The organism is uncultured Mycobacterium sp. (assembly GCF_964249325.1).
Classification (GTDB): Bacteria; Actinomycetota; Actinomycetes; order Mycobacteriales; family Mycobacteriaceae; genus Mycobacterium.
Map to the genome: position 1 here is coordinate 1 of NZ_CAXUCH010000044.1, position 15,507 is coordinate 15,507.

The following is a 15,507-nucleotide window of genomic DNA, read 5'->3' on the forward strand; positions in this document are numbered from 1 at the left end:
GCTGAGATAGTGCGGTCGCTGCCGCAGCCGGCCCCCGCGCCGGACGCGACCGACGGTTCCGCGTCGCAGCAGCGCCAGCAGCCGGTGCGCCAGCCGCCGGATCAGCAGTCGCAGCAACAGTAAAGGCGGGAAGCGGAATGCTGGCACGAAACGCCGAGGCGCTGTACTGGATCGGCCGCTACGTCGAACGCGCCGACGACACCGCACGCATTCTCGATGTCAGCGTGCACAAACTGCTCGAGGACTCCAGCGTCGACCCCGACCACACCTCGCGGATTGCGAAATACCACGAGCCCGCCGACGCGGTGGTCGCCGCGGCACAGTGGGTGCGCAGCGAACTGGAACACCTTCCGGGAAGCACCGGTGTGCATTTCTCTGGGCTCGACGCGCTGCGCGAGGGTAAAGGTGTGTGCCAAGACTTCGCGCACCTGTCGTTGATTATTCTGCGCAGCATGGGAATTCCCGCGCGATACGTCTCGGGCTACCTGCATCCGGACCGGAACCCGGGGACCGGTGACCCTGTGGACGGTCAGAGTCACGCGTGGATTCAGGCCTGGACCGTGGTGGGACTATGACCCGACGAATGACGCCGAAATTAACGAGCAGTACGTCAGCGTGGGAGCGGGCCGCGACTACTCGGACGTGTCCCTGTTGAAAGGCATTACTGCGGTGAGGGCGCGACCGATCTCGACGTGATCGTCGAAATCACCCGACTGGCTTAGCCGCTGCCGGGCATATCGTTCCTCAGATGAATGACTTCTCTGCAGCTCGGTCGGCGCGGACTGGCAGGCACGGTGGGCCGCTGGCATTGCTCGGCGCCGGTTGTCTGCTGCTGCTGTTCGGTGGGCTGGCCATCGCGGTGGTGCTGGGCGGGTTGATGCCGCTGCCTTACGGGCCGGCGGACCCGGTCCTGGACTATGTCCGCGGCGAGCCGGTCGCGGTGCAGGCCGGCGCAGTCGGGGCGTTCGCGTCGTCGGTTCCGTTGGCGATCTACGCGGCAACGGCCAGTGCCCGGTTGCGTCAGCTGGGCGCGGCCGCCTCGGGGGCGACGATCACGCTGACCGCCGGCACCCTGGCGGCGGCAGCGTTGGGCCTGACAGGTTTGCTGGCTTGGACCCTGTCGCGACCGGACGTCGCCGCCGATCCGGCGTTGGTCGGGGCGCTGTATTTCCTGGTGTTCCTGGTCGGCGGCCGCGGACACCTTGTGGCCCTCGGGTTGCTCGTCGCCGGTATGGCGCCGCCGGCGCTGGCCCTGGGCCTATTACCGAAGTCGCTGGCCTGGGCGGGCCTGGCCATCGCGGTCGTTGCCGGGGCCACCACGCTGGTCCTGGTGTGGCCGTGGCTGGGTGTGATCCTGCCCCTCGCGCGAATCTCGGCCTTGCTCTGGCTGCTCGTCGCCGGTGCGATGTTGCCGCCGCAGCGCGCTCCGGTGTCCGTCGACCATCCCGCCAACCGTGTGACGGGCGGATAGCTGTCACGACCGTGGTGGAATCTCGACGCGGTGCAGGTCGTCGCCGAGCTCGATGCGCCCGTCGAACTCGGCGGCGGCCAGCGTCCGCCACTGCTCTTCCTGGCCCGGCGCGATACCCGGCACGTAGTGGGTGAGGATCAGGGTGCTGACCCCGGCGCGAGTGGCGGTCGCGGCGGCCTCCTGAACCGACGAGTGGTAATCGCAGATGTCCTTTATCCGCTGCTGTGGCAGCAGGTTGACGATGTCTTTTCGAATCACGGTGTGGACCAAAGCATCTGCATCACGGGCCAGCTCGTCGAGGCTGTCGCATGGCACGGTGTCGCCGGCCAGGACAACGGCTGCGCCGCTCGACTCGATCCGGAACCCGATCGTCGGCGCAACCGGTCGGTGATCGGTGGGCGCTACCCGGATCGTCACGCCGCCGCGGTCCCACACCAAACCTTCGCTGTATTCCCTGGTCTCGACGGCAGGCGGTGCGGTCAGGTCAGCGTGGTGGGCGAGTCGGTAGCCGATGTCATGGCCGAACGCCTTCAGCGTCGCCTCGACCACGTCGGCGGTGCCGGGCGGCCCGATGATCGGCAGGGCAGCGGGATCAGGTCCGAAGGTGGTGACCCAACGCGTGATCAAAACGTCGCCGAGATCGGCAATGTGGTCGCTGTGCAGGTGGGTGAGCAGCAGCGCCGTCAACCCGTTGGCTCCCAGCCCGATTGCGGCGGCCCGCTGCAGGACCCCGCGGCCGCAGTCGACGAGGAAGAGCTGTCCATCCGCCCGCACCAGCGTCGAGGGACCCGCACGGCTGGGATCCGGGATCGGGCTTCCGGTACCCAGCAGAGTGATCTCGATCATCACGCCATCCGTTGGAGTTTCAGCCCGCGCATACCTGGCCGCCGCGGGTTCTTCCAGGTATCGCACAGACCGTGGCCGCGCGATAGCGATTCGCCGCTTTCACGCTGGGCAAGATCGCCGTAGCCTGGTGTGAACCAGCTCACAACGGCGGGAGGCTTCGATGCGGATTCGGGACGTGTTGCGGAACAAGGGCGCGGCGGTCGTGACGATCAATCCCGATGCCACGGTCACCGAACTGCTCGCCGCATTGGCCGAGCACAATATCGGCGCGATGGTGGTCGTCGGACCAGACGGCCTGGAAGGCATTGTTTCTGAACGTGATGTCGTGCGCGAACTGCACACCCACGGCGCTCGTGTGCTCTCGTGGCCGGTAGCGAAAATCATGACGTCGGTGGTCGCCACCTGCACCAAGGCCGACACTGTCGATGCCATCAGCGCGCTGATGACAAAAAACCGGGTCCGCCACGTGCCGGTGGTGGAAAACGGCAAGCTGGCCGGCATCGTCAGCATCGGTGACGTCGTCAAAACCCGGATCGACGAGCTCGAAGCCGAACACGCGCAGCTGCAGTCCTACATCACCCAGGGCTGACCGCCGAGTGTGCGCTTGAGTCACGCCCGAGCAGCGTGCGTTAAGTCCGCACTCGACGCAGATCAGCTCCAGGAATACTCGGCGCGTAGCCGGGCGGCGACGACCTCGAAGATCTCGCGCTCCAAGATCGCGCCCTCGCGGCGAATACTCTCCTCGGGCACGTCGAGCACCCGGTCGAGGCGAACCCAGCTCGATCTGCCCGCCTCATCCCAGCTGCCGGCGCCGATGCCCACCCAGTTCTGGTCGTGGGCGTGGCTTTCCTGGCTGGAGAGCGTCAGTCCCAGCAAGGTTCGGCGGTCACGTCCCACGACCAGCACCGGGCGGTCTTTGCCGCGGGTGGGGTCGTCCTCGTAAACCACCCAGGTCCAGACGATTTCGCCCGGATCGGCACGGCCGTCCAGGTTCGGGGCATAGACCAGCTTGCGCGCCCGGTGCGCGGTGGGCACACTGCGGCTGGTCACCGGCCTGCCCTGCGTGACGGCGGCAGGCGGTTGCACGACGCTGCCGATGATGGCGTCCATCCCGACCTTGATGCCGCGCTGTATGCCCTCTTTGAATGCAGGCTGCACGCCCGCCGAGTTCTGCAGCTGGCGGATGAATTTCGGGGCCTCGTTGAACACCAGGTTCTCCGCCATCCGCTGCAACGTCTTCCACTGTGACTTCCGCGGGGAGGCCATGGGGGCCAGCATAGGCTCGCCGATTGTGTCGTCGTGGCCTTGCCTCGATACCCTGGAGCTACCTGCGCCCTGTCGCGCAACCGTTCAACCAGGAGATTCCCATCAGCAGTTTCGCCGACCAGACTTTCACCGCGCCGGCGCAGATCAGGAACTTCTGCATCATCGCCCACATCGATCACGGCAAGTCCACCCTGGCGGATCGGATGCTGCAGCTCACCGGCGTGGTCGACGAACGGTCGATGCGCGCGCAGTACCTGGACCGGATGGACATCGAACGGGAACGCGGTATCACCATCAAGGCGCAAAACGTGCGCCTGCCGTGGCGGGTAGGGGACACCGAGCACGTCCTGCATCTGATCGACACCCCCGGTCACGTCGACTTTACCTACGAGGTGTCTCGGGCGCTGGCGGCCTGCGAGGGTGCGGTGCTGCTGGTCGACGCGGCGCAGGGGATCGAGGCGCAGACGCTGGCCAACCTGTATCTGGCGCTGGACCGCGACTTGGTGATCATCCCGGTGCTCAACAAGATCGACCTGCCCGCCGCGGACCCGAACCGCTACGCCGCCGAAATCGCCCACATCATGGGCTGCGAACCGGGCGATGTCCTCAGGGTTTCCGGCAAAACCGGCGCGGGCGTGGCCCAGCTGCTTGACGAGGTGGTCAAGCAGGTGCCGCCGCCGACGGGCAACCCTGACGCGCCGACTCGGGCGATGATCTTCGACTCGGTCTACGACACCTACCGCGGTGTGGTCACCTACGTCCGGGTGGTCGACGGCAAGATCACCCCGCGCGCGCGGATCGCGATGATGTCCACCGGAGCCACCCACGAGCTGCTCGAGGTGGGCGTCGTCTCCCCGGAACCCAAGGCCACCGCCGGACTCGGCGTCGGGGAAGTGGGTTATCTGATCACCGGCGTCAAGGACGTCCGCCAATCCAAGGTCGGCGACACCGTCACCACGGCGCGCCACGGCGCCACCGAACCGCTCACCGGTTATCGCGAACCGAAACCGATGGTGTACTCAGGCCTGTATCCGGTCGACGGCTCGCAGTACCCGGCTTTGCGCGACGCGCTGGACAAGTTGCAGCTCAACGACGCCGCGCTCACCTACGAGCCGGAAACCTCGGTCGCGCTGGGCTTCGGATTCCGTTGCGGCTTTTTGGGATTGCTCCATATGGACATCACCCGGGAGCGGCTGGAGCGCGAATTCGACCTCGACCTGATCTCGACCTCACCCAATGTCGTCTACCGGGTGGTGAAAGACGACGGAACGGAGGTCCAGGTAACCAACCCGTCGGATTGGCCGTCGGGCAAGATCCGCACGGTCTACGAGCCTGTGGTGAAGATCACGATCATCGCGCCCAGCGAATTCATCGGCACAATCATGGAGCTGTGCCAGTCGCGCCGCGGCGAGCTCGGCGGTATGGACTATCTGTCGCCCGAACGCGTCGAACTGCGCTACCGCATGCCGCTGGGCGAGATCATCTTCGACTTCTTCGACGCGCTGAAGTCGCGCACCCGCGGCTACGCCAGCCTGGACTACGAAGAGGCCGGCGAACAGGAAGCCGACCTGGTGAAGGTCGACATTCTGCTGCAGGGCGAGCCTGTCGACGCGTTCAGCGCGATCGTGCACAAAGATGCGGCGGCCGCCTACGGCCACAAGATGACCGCCAAGCTCAAAGAACTCATCCCGCGCCAGCAGTTCGAGGTGCCGGTGCAGGCGGCGATCGGCTCGAAAATCATTGCACGCGAGAACATTCGAGCGATCCGCAAAGATGTGTTGTCGAAGTGCTACGGCGGTGACATCACCCGCAAGCGCAAACTGCTGGAAAAGCAGAAGGAAGGCAAGAAGCGGATGAAGACGATCGGACGGGTCGACGTGCCGCAGGAGGCGTTCGTTGCGGCGCTGTCCACCGACCTCAGCGCCGACAAAGCAAAGAAGTAACCGTGCTGGCGACCAAGCGCGTCGACTTGACGATTCAAGCGAAATTCGTTAGAAGACTCCAACTGCTGTGCACGCTGGAGGGCGCCAAGGTATGAAAAAGGTCGGGCGCGTCGCGGCAATAGCGGCCTGTGTGATAGCCGCGCTGCTCGCAACCAGCTGCAGCGCGGTCGTCGGCGGCCAAGCGCGTCCCGTCGCCGGGATCGCACCGCGCCCGGTCATCGGGGTGACCATCGAGCAGGCGCTGCTGGGCAAGGCAGAGCTGTCCAAACTGCTCGACCAATCGGTCAGCACACTGCAACCGCCCCGCTATGGGGGTGCGACGAAGCTGTTCCACAGTCTGGTGCCCGGGCCCAACGATTGCTTGGGGGTGCTCGCTGAAATGCAGTCCAGCAGCTACCGGTCCGCCGACGTGCGCGACGTCGCATGGGAGAGCTGGTTGGACGCTCGGACGGCTCCCGCTCCGGTGATCGCCGTTGACGAGGGTGTGGTCGCGTTGCCGACGGCCGCAGAAGCCAACGCACTGTTCGCGGCGTTCGCCGAGCAATGGAACCGGTGCGACGGCAAAGCCGCTACCTACCGCGACCAGACGTACCGCATCACCGACGTGCGCGTCGCCGACTCGGTGCTGGCCGCCACCCTGCAGACCACGCCCACCCCGATCGCACGGGCCATCGGGGTCCGGGTGAACTGCCTTGTCGAGGTCAAAGTTCCGTTCTCCGCCGACACGCGCTCGACCCCCGGAACGACAGCCAGCGATCCGGAAACCAGAGCCATTGAGGTCGCTCGGCTGATGATGGACAAGATCAGCGGTTTGAGCTGAGGCCCTCCGCCGCTACATCGGAGCGTTGGCGGTCGGCCGCTACATCGGAGCGTTGGCCGGGTGGAAAACCCCGGTGCTGTCGGCTTCTTCTTCCGCCCGGATGACGTGGACCACCGCGTTGATCAAGGCCAGGTGGGTGAACGCTTGCGGGAAGTTCCCCAAATGCCGCCCGGTGCGCGGCTCGAGCTCCTCGGCGTACAGATACAGCGGGCTGGCAAACGACAGCAGCCGCTCACACAAATGCTTGGCTCGGCTGACTTCGCCGATCTCGACCAGCGCTGACACCAGCCAGAACGAGCAGATGGTGAAGGTGCCCTCCTCGCCGGTGAGCCCGTCGTCGGTCTCGTCGACGCGGTAGCGCAGGACCAGGCCTTGTTCGGTGAGTTCGTCGGCGATGGCCAGCACGGTGGCCCGCACTCGGGGGTCATTCGGCGGCAGGAACCGGGTCAGCACCACCATGAGCAGCGAGGCGTCTAGCGCGTCGGTGTCGTAGTGCTGGGTGAACACGTTCTTGACGTTGACGCCGTGTTCGAGGATGTCGGCCTTGATCTCCTCGGCGACCGCCCGCCACCGCTGGGCGTAGGCCCGTTCGCCTTGCCGCTCGGCGAGTTTGGCGCCGCGGTCCAGCGCCACCCAGCACATCACTTTCGACGAGGTGAAGTGCTTGGGTTCGCCGCGCACCTCCCAGATGCCGCGGTCCGGCTCACGCCAGTGCTCGGCCGCCTCTTCCACTTGCTTCTTGAGCACCGGCCACAGCGTCTCCGGGATTTGCTCACGCGACTTGGCGTGTAAGTAGAACGAGTCCAGGATCGCGCCCCAGATGTCGTGTTGGTTCTGCTTGTAGGCACCGTTGCCGATCCGGACCGGGCGCGCATGGTCGTAGCCGGAAAGATGATGCAGCTCTTCTTCCTCGAGGATGCGTTCACCGCCGACGCCGTAGATGACCTGCAGCGGATGGCGTTCGCCGTTGTTGGCGCCGGAGACGTCGGCGATGAACGCGAAGAAGTCGTCGGCCTCGCGGTCCAGGCCCAGGGTGTAAAGCCCCCACAATGCGAACGTCGAGTCGCGAATCCAGGCGTAGCGGTAGTCCCAATTGCGTTGGCCGCGAGGGGTTTCCGGCAGCGACGTGGTGCTGGCAGCCAGCAACGCTCCGGTGGGCGAGTAGGTCAGTCCTTTCAGCGTCAGCGCGCTGCGTTGCAGGTATGCCCGCCAGGGGTGGTCGGGGAAGTTGCCGATGTTGATCCACTGCCGCCAGCATTCGGTGGTCTGCCACATTTTGTCGGCGGCGTCGGCGTATGTCTGCGGCGCCGGGTGCTTGGACCAGCTCAAGGCGACGAACACGTCGTCGCCTTCTTTCAGCCGGGTGCGGGCCCGTGCTTCACGACCCTCCAACCCGATACGCAGATTCGTGGTGAGCCGAAGCGTCGGGTGAGCGTCGGAATCGGTTTTCGCCCGCGCGACGGCCTCGCCGTAGGCGGCGGCGGAGTATTCCCACATTGCGCTGATGCGGTGGTAGTCGAACGCCGGCTCGCAGCTCATCATCAGCTCGACCGTGCCCGACACGCACCGCACGGTGCGCAACAGGATGTGCTCGGCGTCCCAGTCCATCGGCGTGCGGCGATGGGTGTGCGACCGTCTGTCGAGGTCGTGCCAGGGGCCCATCACCAGGGCGTCGCGCACGATCAGCCAGCCGGTGTGGGTCTGCCAGGTGGTCTCCATGATCAGGCTGCCCGGCAGGTAGCGGCGCGCCGAGGGCACCGACACGCCGTAGGGGCCGAGCCGGAAATGACCGGCGCTGCGGTCGAGGATCGCGCCGAACACGCTCGGCGAGTCCGGCCTTGGCACGCACAACCATTCCACCGACCCCGTCGGCGAGATCAAGCACGTCGTCTCGCAGTCGGACAAAAACGCATAGTCCGCGATCGGCGGGAACGAGTTCCGCAGCGATCCGCCCGACGGGAACGGCACCGGAGAGGTAACGGTGAGCGGCGCAGCGTCCGCCCCGTCGGCAGGCTGCGCGTGCAGGACCATGCCGACATCATCATCTGCCCACCTGCCCGGCGTCCACTGGTGGCGGGGCGCCTTAGCGCCTGGCGAAAGCCGGAGCGTGCTCCGGACGGATTCCCACGCCGATGACGTAGGCGGGCAGGGCCGACAGCCACGGCAGCCGACGGACCACCCCGAGCAGGGGCGCGGCGGTTGCTGTGGGATCTTCGCCGCGAAGGATCGGGTCAAGCACGCGGCGGTGCAACATCCGCTGGAGGGCTTGGGTCATGGCGGTGGGCACTACCCGCCGGCGCCGCACAGCGGCAAGATGGCGATCAGTGACCCGGTGCCGGCGCAGCGGTTCGGCGAGCAACCTCGCGGCCGCGACGGCGTCTTGCACGGCGAGGTTGATACCGACGCCGCCCAGCGGCGACATCGCGTGCGCGGCGTCGCCGATGCACAGCAGTCCGTCGGTGTGCCAGCGGCTCAGCCGATTGACCCGAACCTCAAGGTGCTTGACGTCGTCCATCGATTTCAGGGTGTCCACCGCGTCGGCGGCTTCGGGCACGAGGTCGGCCACCTCGCGGCGAAACGCCTCGATGCCTCGGGCCCGCAATTGCGCGTCGGTGCTCTTGGGCCCGATATAGGCGATCTGGAAATAGCCTTGCCGCGGAATCACGGCCAGCGCCTTGGCCGGTCCGATGCGGGGCAAGAACGAAAATTGGGCGGGCCCTTGATGCGGCACCCGAAACCACCACGCGTCGAAGTTCACCGGGTATTCGCGCCCAGTCAGCCCGGCGGCTTGCCGGACGGCGGACCAGCGGCCGTCACAGCCCACGGTCAGTTCGGCACGCAGTTCACCGGCTCCGTCCGGGCCTCGATAGCGCACACCGGTCACCCGGTTGCCTTGGCGCAGCAGTCCGGTCACTTCGGTGTTCATCCGCAGGGTGAAGCTTGGCTCGGTTTGGGCAGCTTCGGTGAGCAGGTTCAGCAGGTCCCACTGCGGCACCATCGCGACAAACGGGTGCGGTTGGCGCAACCGCCCGAAGTCGACGTAGGTCACCGGTTGCCCATTGGATTGCACCGTCGCGTAGCGCACCTCGCTGTAGGGCAATGCGGCGAAGCGTTCCCACAGGCCCAGTTCGTCGAGGAGCCGCAGTGTAGTGGGATGCACGGTGTCACCGCGGAAGTCGCGGAGGAAGTCGCCGTGCTTCTCCAGCAGCGTGACGTCCACGCCCGCCCTGGCCAACAGCAGCCCGAGCACCACCCCAGCCGGGCCGCCGCCGGCGATTGCGCAGGTGGTTTCTTCGCGCGCCGGGGCCATCCGCTGAGGTTACGTTGGTTTAGGGCGCTGCGGCGAATAGGGTGAGCCCGGTGGACGGGTTCCTGAGTTGGTGGGACGGCGTCGAGCTGTGGTTGTCCGGTCTCGGCTTCGTGCTGCAGACCATTGTGGTGATGCCCGTCGTGCTGGCGCTGGCCTACCTCATCGCGGTGGTGCTCGACGAGATGCTGGGCCGCGGCATCCGGCTGATGCGCCGCGCCCGCCATGACGAGGATCCCCGATGACCGGAAAAACCGGCCTGCCCCGCTCCCAGGTGACCTTGATACTGATCGTGCTGGTGGTACTGGTGATCGTCACCTGGTTGCTGACGCGCTGACCCGAGCGCGAACAGCGAGCGGGCGGCCACATTCTGTTAGGCTTCGCGCCATGCACGCAGCGTCCGGCAATCGAGAGTGCTACGTCTTGGCACTCATTGCCGTGGGGGATTGCGCTGTGAGCGATGTCCACTGTTGTCGCTGACGTTTCGCCCGCGCGCGGTTTGAGCTCGAGCCTTTGAGAAGTCGCTACGTACTGATTCTCCGAAACGCCCCTTCCCGCAGCGTGGGACTCGTCCTTGAAGAAGCCGCACGGAAAGGTCACCGATGTTCAACAACGCCGGATGGGGCCGGCTTGTGGTTGCGTTTGCGCTGACCGGGAATGTGGTTGCGGCGTGTCATGGTGGCGCCAGCGATGTCGTGGGCGGCCCAGCGGGCAATACGCATTCCAGCATCACGTTGGTCGCTTATTCGGCACCAGAACCGGGGTGGAGCAAGGTGATTCCGGCGTTCAACGCCTCCGAAGAGGGCAAGGGCGTGCAGGTGATCACCTCATACGGGGCATCCGGCGATCAGTCGCGCGGCGTTGTCGACGGCAAACCCGCGGATTTGGTGAACTTCTCGGTCGAACCCGACATCACCCGATTGGTCAAGGCGGGCAAGGTTTCCAAGGATTGGGACAAAGACGCCACCAAGGGAATCCCCTTCGGGTCGGTGGTGACCTTGGTGGTACGCGCCGGCAATCCCAAGAACATCAAGGATTGGGACGACTTACTGCGTCCCGGTGTGGAAGTCATCACTCCCAGCCCCCTGAGTTCAGGGTCGGCCAAATGGAATCTGCTCGCCCCGTACGCCGCCAAAAGCGGCGGGGGCAGGAATATCCAGGCGGGCCTCGACTTTGTCAACAAGTTGGTGAACGAGCACGTGAAACTTCGCCCGGGTTCGGGGAGGGAAGCCACCGATGTCTTCGTGCAGGGCAGCGGTGACGTGCTGATCAGCTACGAAAACGAAGCCATCGCCACTGAACGCCAAGGAAAGCCGGTCGAACACGTCAACCCGTCACAGACCTTCAAAATCGAAAACCCGTTGGCGGTGGTGACCACCACCAGTTACCTTGACACCGCGACCGCGTTCAAAAACTTCCAGTACACGGCGCAGGCGCAAAAACTTTGGGCACAAGCGGGTTTCAGGCCCGTCGACCCGGCAGTCGCCGCCGAGGTCCGAAACCAGTTCCCGGTTCCGGTGAAACTGTGGACGATCACCGATCTCGGTGGCTGGGACGTAGTCGACCCCCAGCTGTTCGACAAGAACACCGGCAGCATCACCAAGATCTACATGAAGGCCACCGGATGACGACGACGATCACGCCCGACCCCGAGGCCATCCGCCCGGAAGTCGACCACCATGCGCGTCGGGGGCCGGGCCGGCCCGATCTGCACCAGGCCAGCACGTCGCTGCGGGTCGGGGTGGCGGTGGTGTGGCTTTCGGTGATCGTGCTGCTGCCGCTGGCCGCGATTGGCTGGCAGGCCGTCGGCGGTGGCTGGCGCGCGTTTTGGTTGGCGGTCACCTCGCATGCCGCGCTGGAATCGTTTCGGGTGACGCTGAGCATTTCAGCCGGTGTCACACTGCTCAACCTGCCGTTCGGCTTGTTGGTCGCCTGGGTTCTGGTGCGTGACGATTTCCCCGGCAAGCGGTTTGTGGACGCGATCATCGATCTGCCCTTCGCGCTGCCCACCATCGTCGCCAGCCTGGTGATGCTGGCGCTCTACGGTCCGCACAGCCCGGTGGGCGTGCATCTTCAGCACACCGGGTCGGGCGTGGGGGTGGCGCTGGCGTTCGTGACCTTGCCTTTTGTGGTGCGGGCCGTACAGCCGGTGCTGCTCGAAATCGACCACGAGACCGAGGAGGCGGCTGCGTCGCTGGGGGCCAACAACCCGACGATCTTCACGGCGGTGGTGCTGCCGTCGCTGACACCGGCCTTGTTATCCGGTGCGGGCCTGGCGTTTTCGCGCGCCATCGGCGAATTCGGTTCGGTCGTGCTGATCGGCGGCGCGGTGCCGGGCAAGACCGAAGTGTCCTCGCAGTGGATCAGGACACTGATCGAGAACGACGACCGCCCCGGCGCTGCTGCGATATCCATTGTGTTGCTTGCCATCTCGTTCATAGTCCTGTTCATCCTGCGCACGTTTGGGGCGCGGGCAGCCAGACGGGAGGAGCTGGCCGCATGATGATCTCGCCGCGGGTTCGCTACCTCATCCGGTTGCTGGCGCTCGGTTACGTCTTCGTCCTGGTGATTGTTCCGGTGGCGGTGATCCTGTGGCGAGCCTTCGCGCCGGGGTTGGTCCAGTTCTTCGCCTATGTCAGCACCCCGGCGGCGGTGTCAGCGCTGCATCTGTCGATTCTGGTGGTGGCGATCGTGGTGCCGCTGAACGTGATCTTCGGCATTCCGACGGCGTTGGTTTTGGCGCGCAATAAGTTCCGCGGCAAGGGCGTGCTGCAGGCGATCATCGATCTGCCGTTTGCGGTTTCGCCTGTGATCGTGGGCGTGGCGCTGATCGTGTTGTGGGGTTCAGCCGGTGTGCTGGGCTTCGTCGAACGAAACCTCGGGCTCAAGATCATCTTTGGGCTACCGGGCATCGTGCTGGCCAGTATCTTCGTCACCTTGCCGTTCGTGGTCCGCGAAGTCGAACCGGTGCTGCACGAGTTGGGCACCGATCAGGAGGAGGCGGCGGCGACCCTGGGTTCCAGCTGGTGGCAGACGTTTTGGCGGGTAACGTTGCCGTCCATCCGTTGGGGATTGACCTATGGGATCGTGCTGACCATCGCTCGCACGCTTGGTGAATACGGCGCGGTGCTGATGGTGTCCTCTAACCTGCCAGGCACGTCGCAGACGCTGACCCTGCTGGTCTCCGACCGCTACAACCGGGGCGCTGAATACGGCGCTTATGCGCTGTCGACACTGCTGATGGCGGTCTCGGTGATAGTTCTCGTCTTCCAGGTGGTTATCGACGCGCGGCGCGCACGAAAGGAAGTGCCATGAACGCAAGCGACGCGATCATCGTGACCGGCGCATACAAGCGCTACGGCGACTTCGTCGCGCTCGACAACATCAACTTCACCGTGCCCGCCGGTTCGCTGACCGCGCTATTGGGTCCTAGCGGTTCGGGCAAGTCGACGCTGCTGCGGGCCATCGCGGGCCTCGACCAGCCCGACCGCGGCACCATCACCATCAACGGCCGCGACGTCACCCGAGTGCCGCCGCAGCGGCGTGGCATCGGGTTCGTGTTCCAGCACTATGCGGCGTTCAAGCATCTCACCGTGCGCGACAACGTGGCGTTCGGGCTCAAGATCCGCCGGCGACCCAAAGCCGAGATCAAGAAGAAGGTCGACAACCTGTTGGAGGTTGTCGGCCTGAGCGGGTTTCAAAACCGTTATCCCAACCAGCTTTCCGGCGGCCAGCGCCAGCGCATGGCCCTGGCCCGCGCGCTGGCGGTCGACCCGCAAGTGCTGTTGCTCGACGAGCCGTTCGGTGCGCTGGACGCCAAGGTCCGCGAGGATCTGCGCGCCTGGCTGCGCCGGCTGCACGACGAGGTGCACGTCACCACGGTGCTGGTGACCCACGATCAGGCCGAGGCACTCGACGTCGCCGACCGGATCGCCGTACTCAACAACGGCCGCATCGAGCAGGTCGGCTCGCCGACGGAGGTCTATGACACCCCGGCCAATGCGTTCGTCATGTCGTTCTTAGGAGCGGTGTCCTCGTTGAACGGCACCTTGGTGCGGCCGCACGACATTCGGGTTGGTCGGCGTCCCGATATGCAAATCGCCACCGGTGACGCGGCCGCGGAGGCCACCGGGGTCATCCGCGCCACCATTGACCGGGTGGTGATGCTTGGTTTCGAGGTGCGCGTCGAGCTGACCAATGCCGCCAGCGGCGCGCCGTTCACCGCCCAGATCACCCGCGGCGACGCCGAAGCACTGGGTCTGAAGGAAGGCGACACCGTCTACGTCGCACCCACCCGGGTGCCGCCCATTGCCGATGATGCGAGCGTGCCGAAAGCCGACGCGCTGGCATAGACGTCGGTTAGGCCGCCGCCTGCTCGGCCAGTGCTGCGTCGAAGCGATTCAGCACGGTCTCGGCGACCAGCCGGTGAGCGCCCAGTGGGTCGGCCATCGGAATGCCTGCGGTGCGGGCGAACTCGCGCACCCGATCGGTCAACCGTCCCGGCGCCAAGAACCACGGCGCGATCACGAGCCGCCGCGCGCCGCGTCGCCGCAACTCGGCGGCAGCTTCCGCCAACGTCTGAGGCGCCGTGGCGAACGCTGTCGCCGCACCCGCCCAATAGGTGCCGGCGGTGAGCCTGGGCGCCACCGAAGCGGTGCGGGCATTTGCGTCGCCGTGCGACGAGCCGATGGCCACCACCAGCACGCCGCGCTCACTATCGAGTGGAGAAACTCCTGCTGCACTGAGTCTTTCGCGCATAACTGCCAGCAGCCGATGGTCTTCGCCGAGCACATCGGCCCGGTGCACACCGGCTACCCCCGCGATCTGCCGGGGAATGTCGACGCGGGCGTGGTAGGCATCAGCCAACAACAGCGGGGTGACTACGGCGCCCGGCGTCACCACATCGACCAGCCGTGGTCGGTTCAGCTCGCAAAACCCCACGCGCACATCGAGTCCGGGTCGCATGCGGACCAGCTGGTCGGCGACCGCCCGGGCATTGGCGGCCGAGCGCGGATCTGCGCTGCCGTGCGCCGCGAGTACCAGCGGCGATCGCAAGCTCGGCGTAGCCGAGTGCAGCGGGTCGCCGCTAAATGAACCCAGTGTGGTCACGATGCGTGGAGCCCGCATTCGGTCTTGTTCAACCCCCGCCAGCGCCCGCTGCGAGGATCGGCGCCATCGGCGGGCTTGGCCGTGCACGGAGCGCAACCGATCGATGGATAGCCTTCGTAGACAAGCGGATTGACCAACACATCGTGTTCAGCAATGTAGTCGGCCATGTCCTCGTCGGTCCATGCGGCCAGTGGATTGACTTTCACCAGCTTGAACTGCTCGTCGTAAGTGATCAGCGGAGCGTTGGCGCGGGTCGGCGCCTCCACCCGCCGCAGCCCGGTCACCCACGCGGCGTAGCCGCGCAGCGCCTTGGACAGCGGAGCAACCTTGCGCAACCGGCAGCACTCATTGGGATCACGCGCGAACAGGTTCTTACCCAGCAACTCGTCTTGCTCGGCCACCGTGTGCTCGGGAGTGATGTTGAGCACGTGCACGTCATAGACGGCCTCGATCGCGTCGCGAGTACCGATGGTTTCCACGAAGTGATAACCGGTGTCCAAGAACAGCACCGGCACGCCGGGGCGAACCTTGGCGGCCATATCTACCAGCACGGCGTCTTGCATGTTGGAGGCCACTACGTAGTTGCAGGTCGCCCAGCCGCGCGGCCCGTTGACGCCGCCGAAGGTCTCGTCGGTCCAGCGCAACAGATCGGTGGCGTCGGCACCGTCCAACTCTTTGGCGCCGCGCTCGGCGAGCTCACGCAGCTGTGCCTCGGTCCAGTTCGTCGAATCGCTCATCGCAGATC

The 15,507-nt window shown here is 65.8% G+C and carries 16 protein-coding genes and 2 pseudogenes; 12 read left to right on the forward strand and 6 right to left on the reverse strand.

Annotation, left to right across the window (positions count from 1 at the left end; all coding sequences use genetic code 11):
• Positions 1-137: 137 nt before the first annotated feature.
• The 3 genes and pseudogenes from ACFE99_RS08215 to ACFE99_RS08225 all read left to right on the forward strand — a co-directional run.
• A pseudogene (locus tag ACFE99_RS08215) lies at positions 138-278 on the forward strand (alpha-E domain-containing protein); the annotation flags it as partial.
• Positions 273-722: pseudogene (locus ACFE99_RS08220) on the forward strand (transglutaminase family protein); the annotation flags it as partial. The pseudogenes ACFE99_RS08215 and ACFE99_RS08220, both read left to right, overlap by 6 nt.
• Positions 723-748: 26 nt before the next feature.
• A complete protein-coding gene (locus tag ACFE99_RS08225) occupies positions 749-1,471 on the forward strand; it encodes a hypothetical protein (RefSeq protein WP_375484171.1) in 723 nt (240 codons plus the stop codon).
• Between the two features lie 3 nt (positions 1,472-1,474).
• Here the strand turns inward: ACFE99_RS08225 and ACFE99_RS08230 are convergent, their stop codons facing one another.
• Positions 1,475-2,317: a ribonuclease Z gene (locus ACFE99_RS08230; RefSeq protein WP_375484173.1), complete on the reverse strand. Its 843-nt coding sequence runs from the start codon at positions 2,315-2,317 to the stop codon at positions 1,475-1,477.
• Positions 2,318-2,477: 160 nt separating this feature from the next.
• Between ACFE99_RS08230 and ACFE99_RS08235 the strand changes: the two genes are divergently transcribed.
• On the forward strand, positions 2,478-2,906 hold the full coding sequence (locus ACFE99_RS08235; protein WP_375484175.1) for a CBS domain-containing protein: 429 nt from the start codon (positions 2,478-2,480) through the stop codon (positions 2,904-2,906).
• A gap of 62 nt (positions 2,907-2,968) precedes the next feature.
• Here ACFE99_RS08235 and ACFE99_RS08240 read toward each other — a convergent pair whose 3' ends face one another.
• A complete protein-coding gene (locus ACFE99_RS08240) occupies positions 2,969-3,583 on the reverse strand; it encodes a type II toxin-antitoxin system PemK/MazF family toxin (RefSeq protein ID WP_375484177.1) in 615 nt (204 codons plus the stop codon).
• Positions 3,584-3,606: 23 nt separating this feature from the next.
• Between ACFE99_RS08240 and lepA the strand changes: the two genes are divergently transcribed.
• A complete protein-coding gene (gene lepA, locus ACFE99_RS08245; protein ID WP_375484180.1) occupies positions 3,607-5,526 on the forward strand; it encodes a translation elongation factor 4 in 1,920 nt (639 codons plus the stop codon).
• A 91-nt stretch (positions 5,527-5,617) separates the two neighbouring features.
• Positions 5,618-6,346, forward strand: coding sequence for a sensor domain-containing protein (locus tag ACFE99_RS08250; protein WP_375484182.1), 729 nt, complete (start codon positions 5,618-5,620; stop codon positions 6,344-6,346).
• 39 nt (positions 6,347-6,385) lie between these two features.
• Here ACFE99_RS08250 and ACFE99_RS08255 read toward each other — a convergent pair whose 3' ends face one another.
• Together ACFE99_RS08255 and ACFE99_RS08260 are read right to left on the reverse strand one after the other, a co-directional pair.
• The gene (locus ACFE99_RS08255; RefSeq protein WP_375484184.1) at positions 6,386-8,377 is read right to left on the reverse strand and encodes a glycoside hydrolase family 15 protein; all 1,992 of its coding nucleotides are present in this window, start codon (positions 8,375-8,377) and stop codon (positions 6,386-6,388) included.
• A gap of 52 nt (positions 8,378-8,429) precedes the next feature.
• Positions 8,430-9,656: an FAD-dependent oxidoreductase gene (locus ACFE99_RS08260; RefSeq protein WP_375484186.1), complete on the reverse strand. Its 1,227-nt coding sequence runs from the start codon at positions 9,654-9,656 to the stop codon at positions 8,430-8,432.
• Positions 9,657-9,697: 41 nt separating this feature from the next.
• On the opposite strand from ACFE99_RS08260, the gene ACFE99_RS08265 reads away from it, so the two are divergent.
• The 6 genes from ACFE99_RS08265 (at position 9,698) to ACFE99_RS08290 (ending at position 14,005) form a co-directional block, all read left to right on the forward strand.
• Positions 9,698-9,898, forward strand: a complete 201-nt coding sequence (locus ACFE99_RS08265; protein ID WP_375484188.1) for a hypothetical protein — start codon at positions 9,698-9,700, stop codon at positions 9,896-9,898.
• Between the two features lie 142 nt (positions 9,899-10,040).
• Positions 10,041-10,133: an Ms4533A family Cys-rich leader peptide gene (locus ACFE99_RS08270; protein WP_369407271.1), complete on the forward strand. Its 93-nt coding sequence runs from the start codon at positions 10,041-10,043 to the stop codon at positions 10,131-10,133.
• Between the two features lie 122 nt (positions 10,134-10,255).
• Positions 10,256-11,281 carry a sulfate ABC transporter substrate-binding protein gene (locus tag ACFE99_RS08275; RefSeq protein ID WP_375484189.1) on the forward strand — a complete coding sequence of 342 codons (1,026 nt, stop codon included), beginning with the start codon at positions 10,256-10,258 and terminating at the stop codon, positions 11,279-11,281.
• Positions 11,278-12,156 (forward strand): sulfate ABC transporter permease subunit CysT, encoded by an 879-nt coding sequence (gene cysT, locus ACFE99_RS08280; RefSeq protein ID WP_375484190.1) that lies wholly within the window; start codon positions 11,278-11,280, stop codon positions 12,154-12,156. Before ACFE99_RS08275 ends, cysT begins: the two co-directional genes overlap by 4 nt.
• A complete protein-coding gene (cysW, locus tag ACFE99_RS08285; protein ID WP_375484192.1) occupies positions 12,153-12,968 on the forward strand; it encodes a sulfate ABC transporter permease subunit CysW in 816 nt (271 codons plus the stop codon). Before cysT ends, cysW begins: the two co-directional genes overlap by 4 nt.
• Positions 12,965-14,005, forward strand: a complete 1,041-nt coding sequence (locus tag ACFE99_RS08290) for a sulfate/molybdate ABC transporter ATP-binding protein (protein ID WP_375484194.1) — start codon at positions 12,965-12,967, stop codon at positions 14,003-14,005. The genes cysW and ACFE99_RS08290 overlap by 4 nt, the downstream gene beginning before the upstream one ends.
• 7 nt (positions 14,006-14,012) lie before the next feature.
• On the opposite strand, the gene ACFE99_RS08295 is transcribed toward ACFE99_RS08290, so the two are convergent.
• Positions 14,013-14,780 carry a sirohydrochlorin chelatase gene (locus ACFE99_RS08295; RefSeq protein ID WP_375484196.1) on the reverse strand — a complete coding sequence of 256 codons (768 nt, stop codon included), beginning with the start codon at positions 14,778-14,780 and terminating at the stop codon, positions 14,013-14,015.
• Positions 14,759-15,499 (reverse strand): phosphoadenylyl-sulfate reductase, encoded by a 741-nt coding sequence (locus ACFE99_RS08300; protein ID WP_375484212.1) that lies wholly within the window; start codon positions 15,497-15,499, stop codon positions 14,759-14,761. Before ACFE99_RS08300 ends, ACFE99_RS08295 begins: the two co-directional genes overlap by 22 nt.
• Between the last annotated feature and the right edge of the window lie 8 nt (positions 15,500-15,507).

Excerpts from the sequence above, each read along its gene's own strand:
- ACFE99_RS08225 (WP_375484171.1), top strand. The coding sequence starts at position 749 with ATGAATGACTTCTCTGCAGCTCGGTCGGCGCGGACTGGCAGGCACGGT.
- ACFE99_RS08230 (WP_375484173.1), bottom strand. The coding sequence starts at position 2,317 with ATGATCGAGATCACTCTGCTGGGTACCGGAAGCCCGATCCCGGATCCC.
- ACFE99_RS08235 (WP_375484175.1), top strand. The coding sequence starts at position 2,478 with ATGCGGATTCGGGACGTGTTGCGGAACAAGGGCGCGGCGGTCGTGACG.
- ACFE99_RS08240 (WP_375484177.1), bottom strand. The coding sequence starts at position 3,583 with ATGGCCTCCCCGCGGAAGTCACAGTGGAAGACGTTGCAGCGGATGGCG.
- ACFE99_RS08250 (WP_375484182.1), top strand. The coding sequence starts at position 5,618 with ATGAAAAAGGTCGGGCGCGTCGCGGCAATAGCGGCCTGTGTGATAGCC.
- ACFE99_RS08255 (WP_375484184.1), bottom strand. The coding sequence starts at position 8,377 with ATGGTCCTGCACGCGCAGCCTGCCGACGGGGCGGACGCTGCGCCGCTC.
- ACFE99_RS08260 (WP_375484186.1), bottom strand. The coding sequence starts at position 9,656 with ATGGCCCCGGCGCGCGAAGAAACCACCTGCGCAATCGCCGGCGGCGGC.
- ACFE99_RS08270 (WP_369407271.1), top strand. The coding sequence starts at position 10,041 with ATGCACGCAGCGTCCGGCAATCGAGAGTGCTACGTCTTGGCACTCATT.
- ACFE99_RS08275 (WP_375484189.1), top strand. The coding sequence starts at position 10,256 with ATGTTCAACAACGCCGGATGGGGCCGGCTTGTGGTTGCGTTTGCGCTG.
- cysT (WP_375484190.1), top strand. The coding sequence starts at position 11,278 with ATGACGACGACGATCACGCCCGACCCCGAGGCCATCCGCCCGGAAGTC.
- cysW (WP_375484192.1), top strand. The coding sequence starts at position 12,153 with ATGATGATCTCGCCGCGGGTTCGCTACCTCATCCGGTTGCTGGCGCTC.
- ACFE99_RS08290 (WP_375484194.1), top strand. The coding sequence starts at position 12,965 with ATGAACGCAAGCGACGCGATCATCGTGACCGGCGCATACAAGCGCTAC.
- ACFE99_RS08295 (WP_375484196.1), bottom strand. The coding sequence starts at position 14,780 with ATGCGGGCTCCACGCATCGTGACCACACTGGGTTCATTTAGCGGCGAC.
- ACFE99_RS08300 (WP_375484212.1), bottom strand. The coding sequence starts at position 15,499 with ATGAGCGATTCGACGAACTGGACCGAGGCACAGCTGCGTGAGCTCGCC.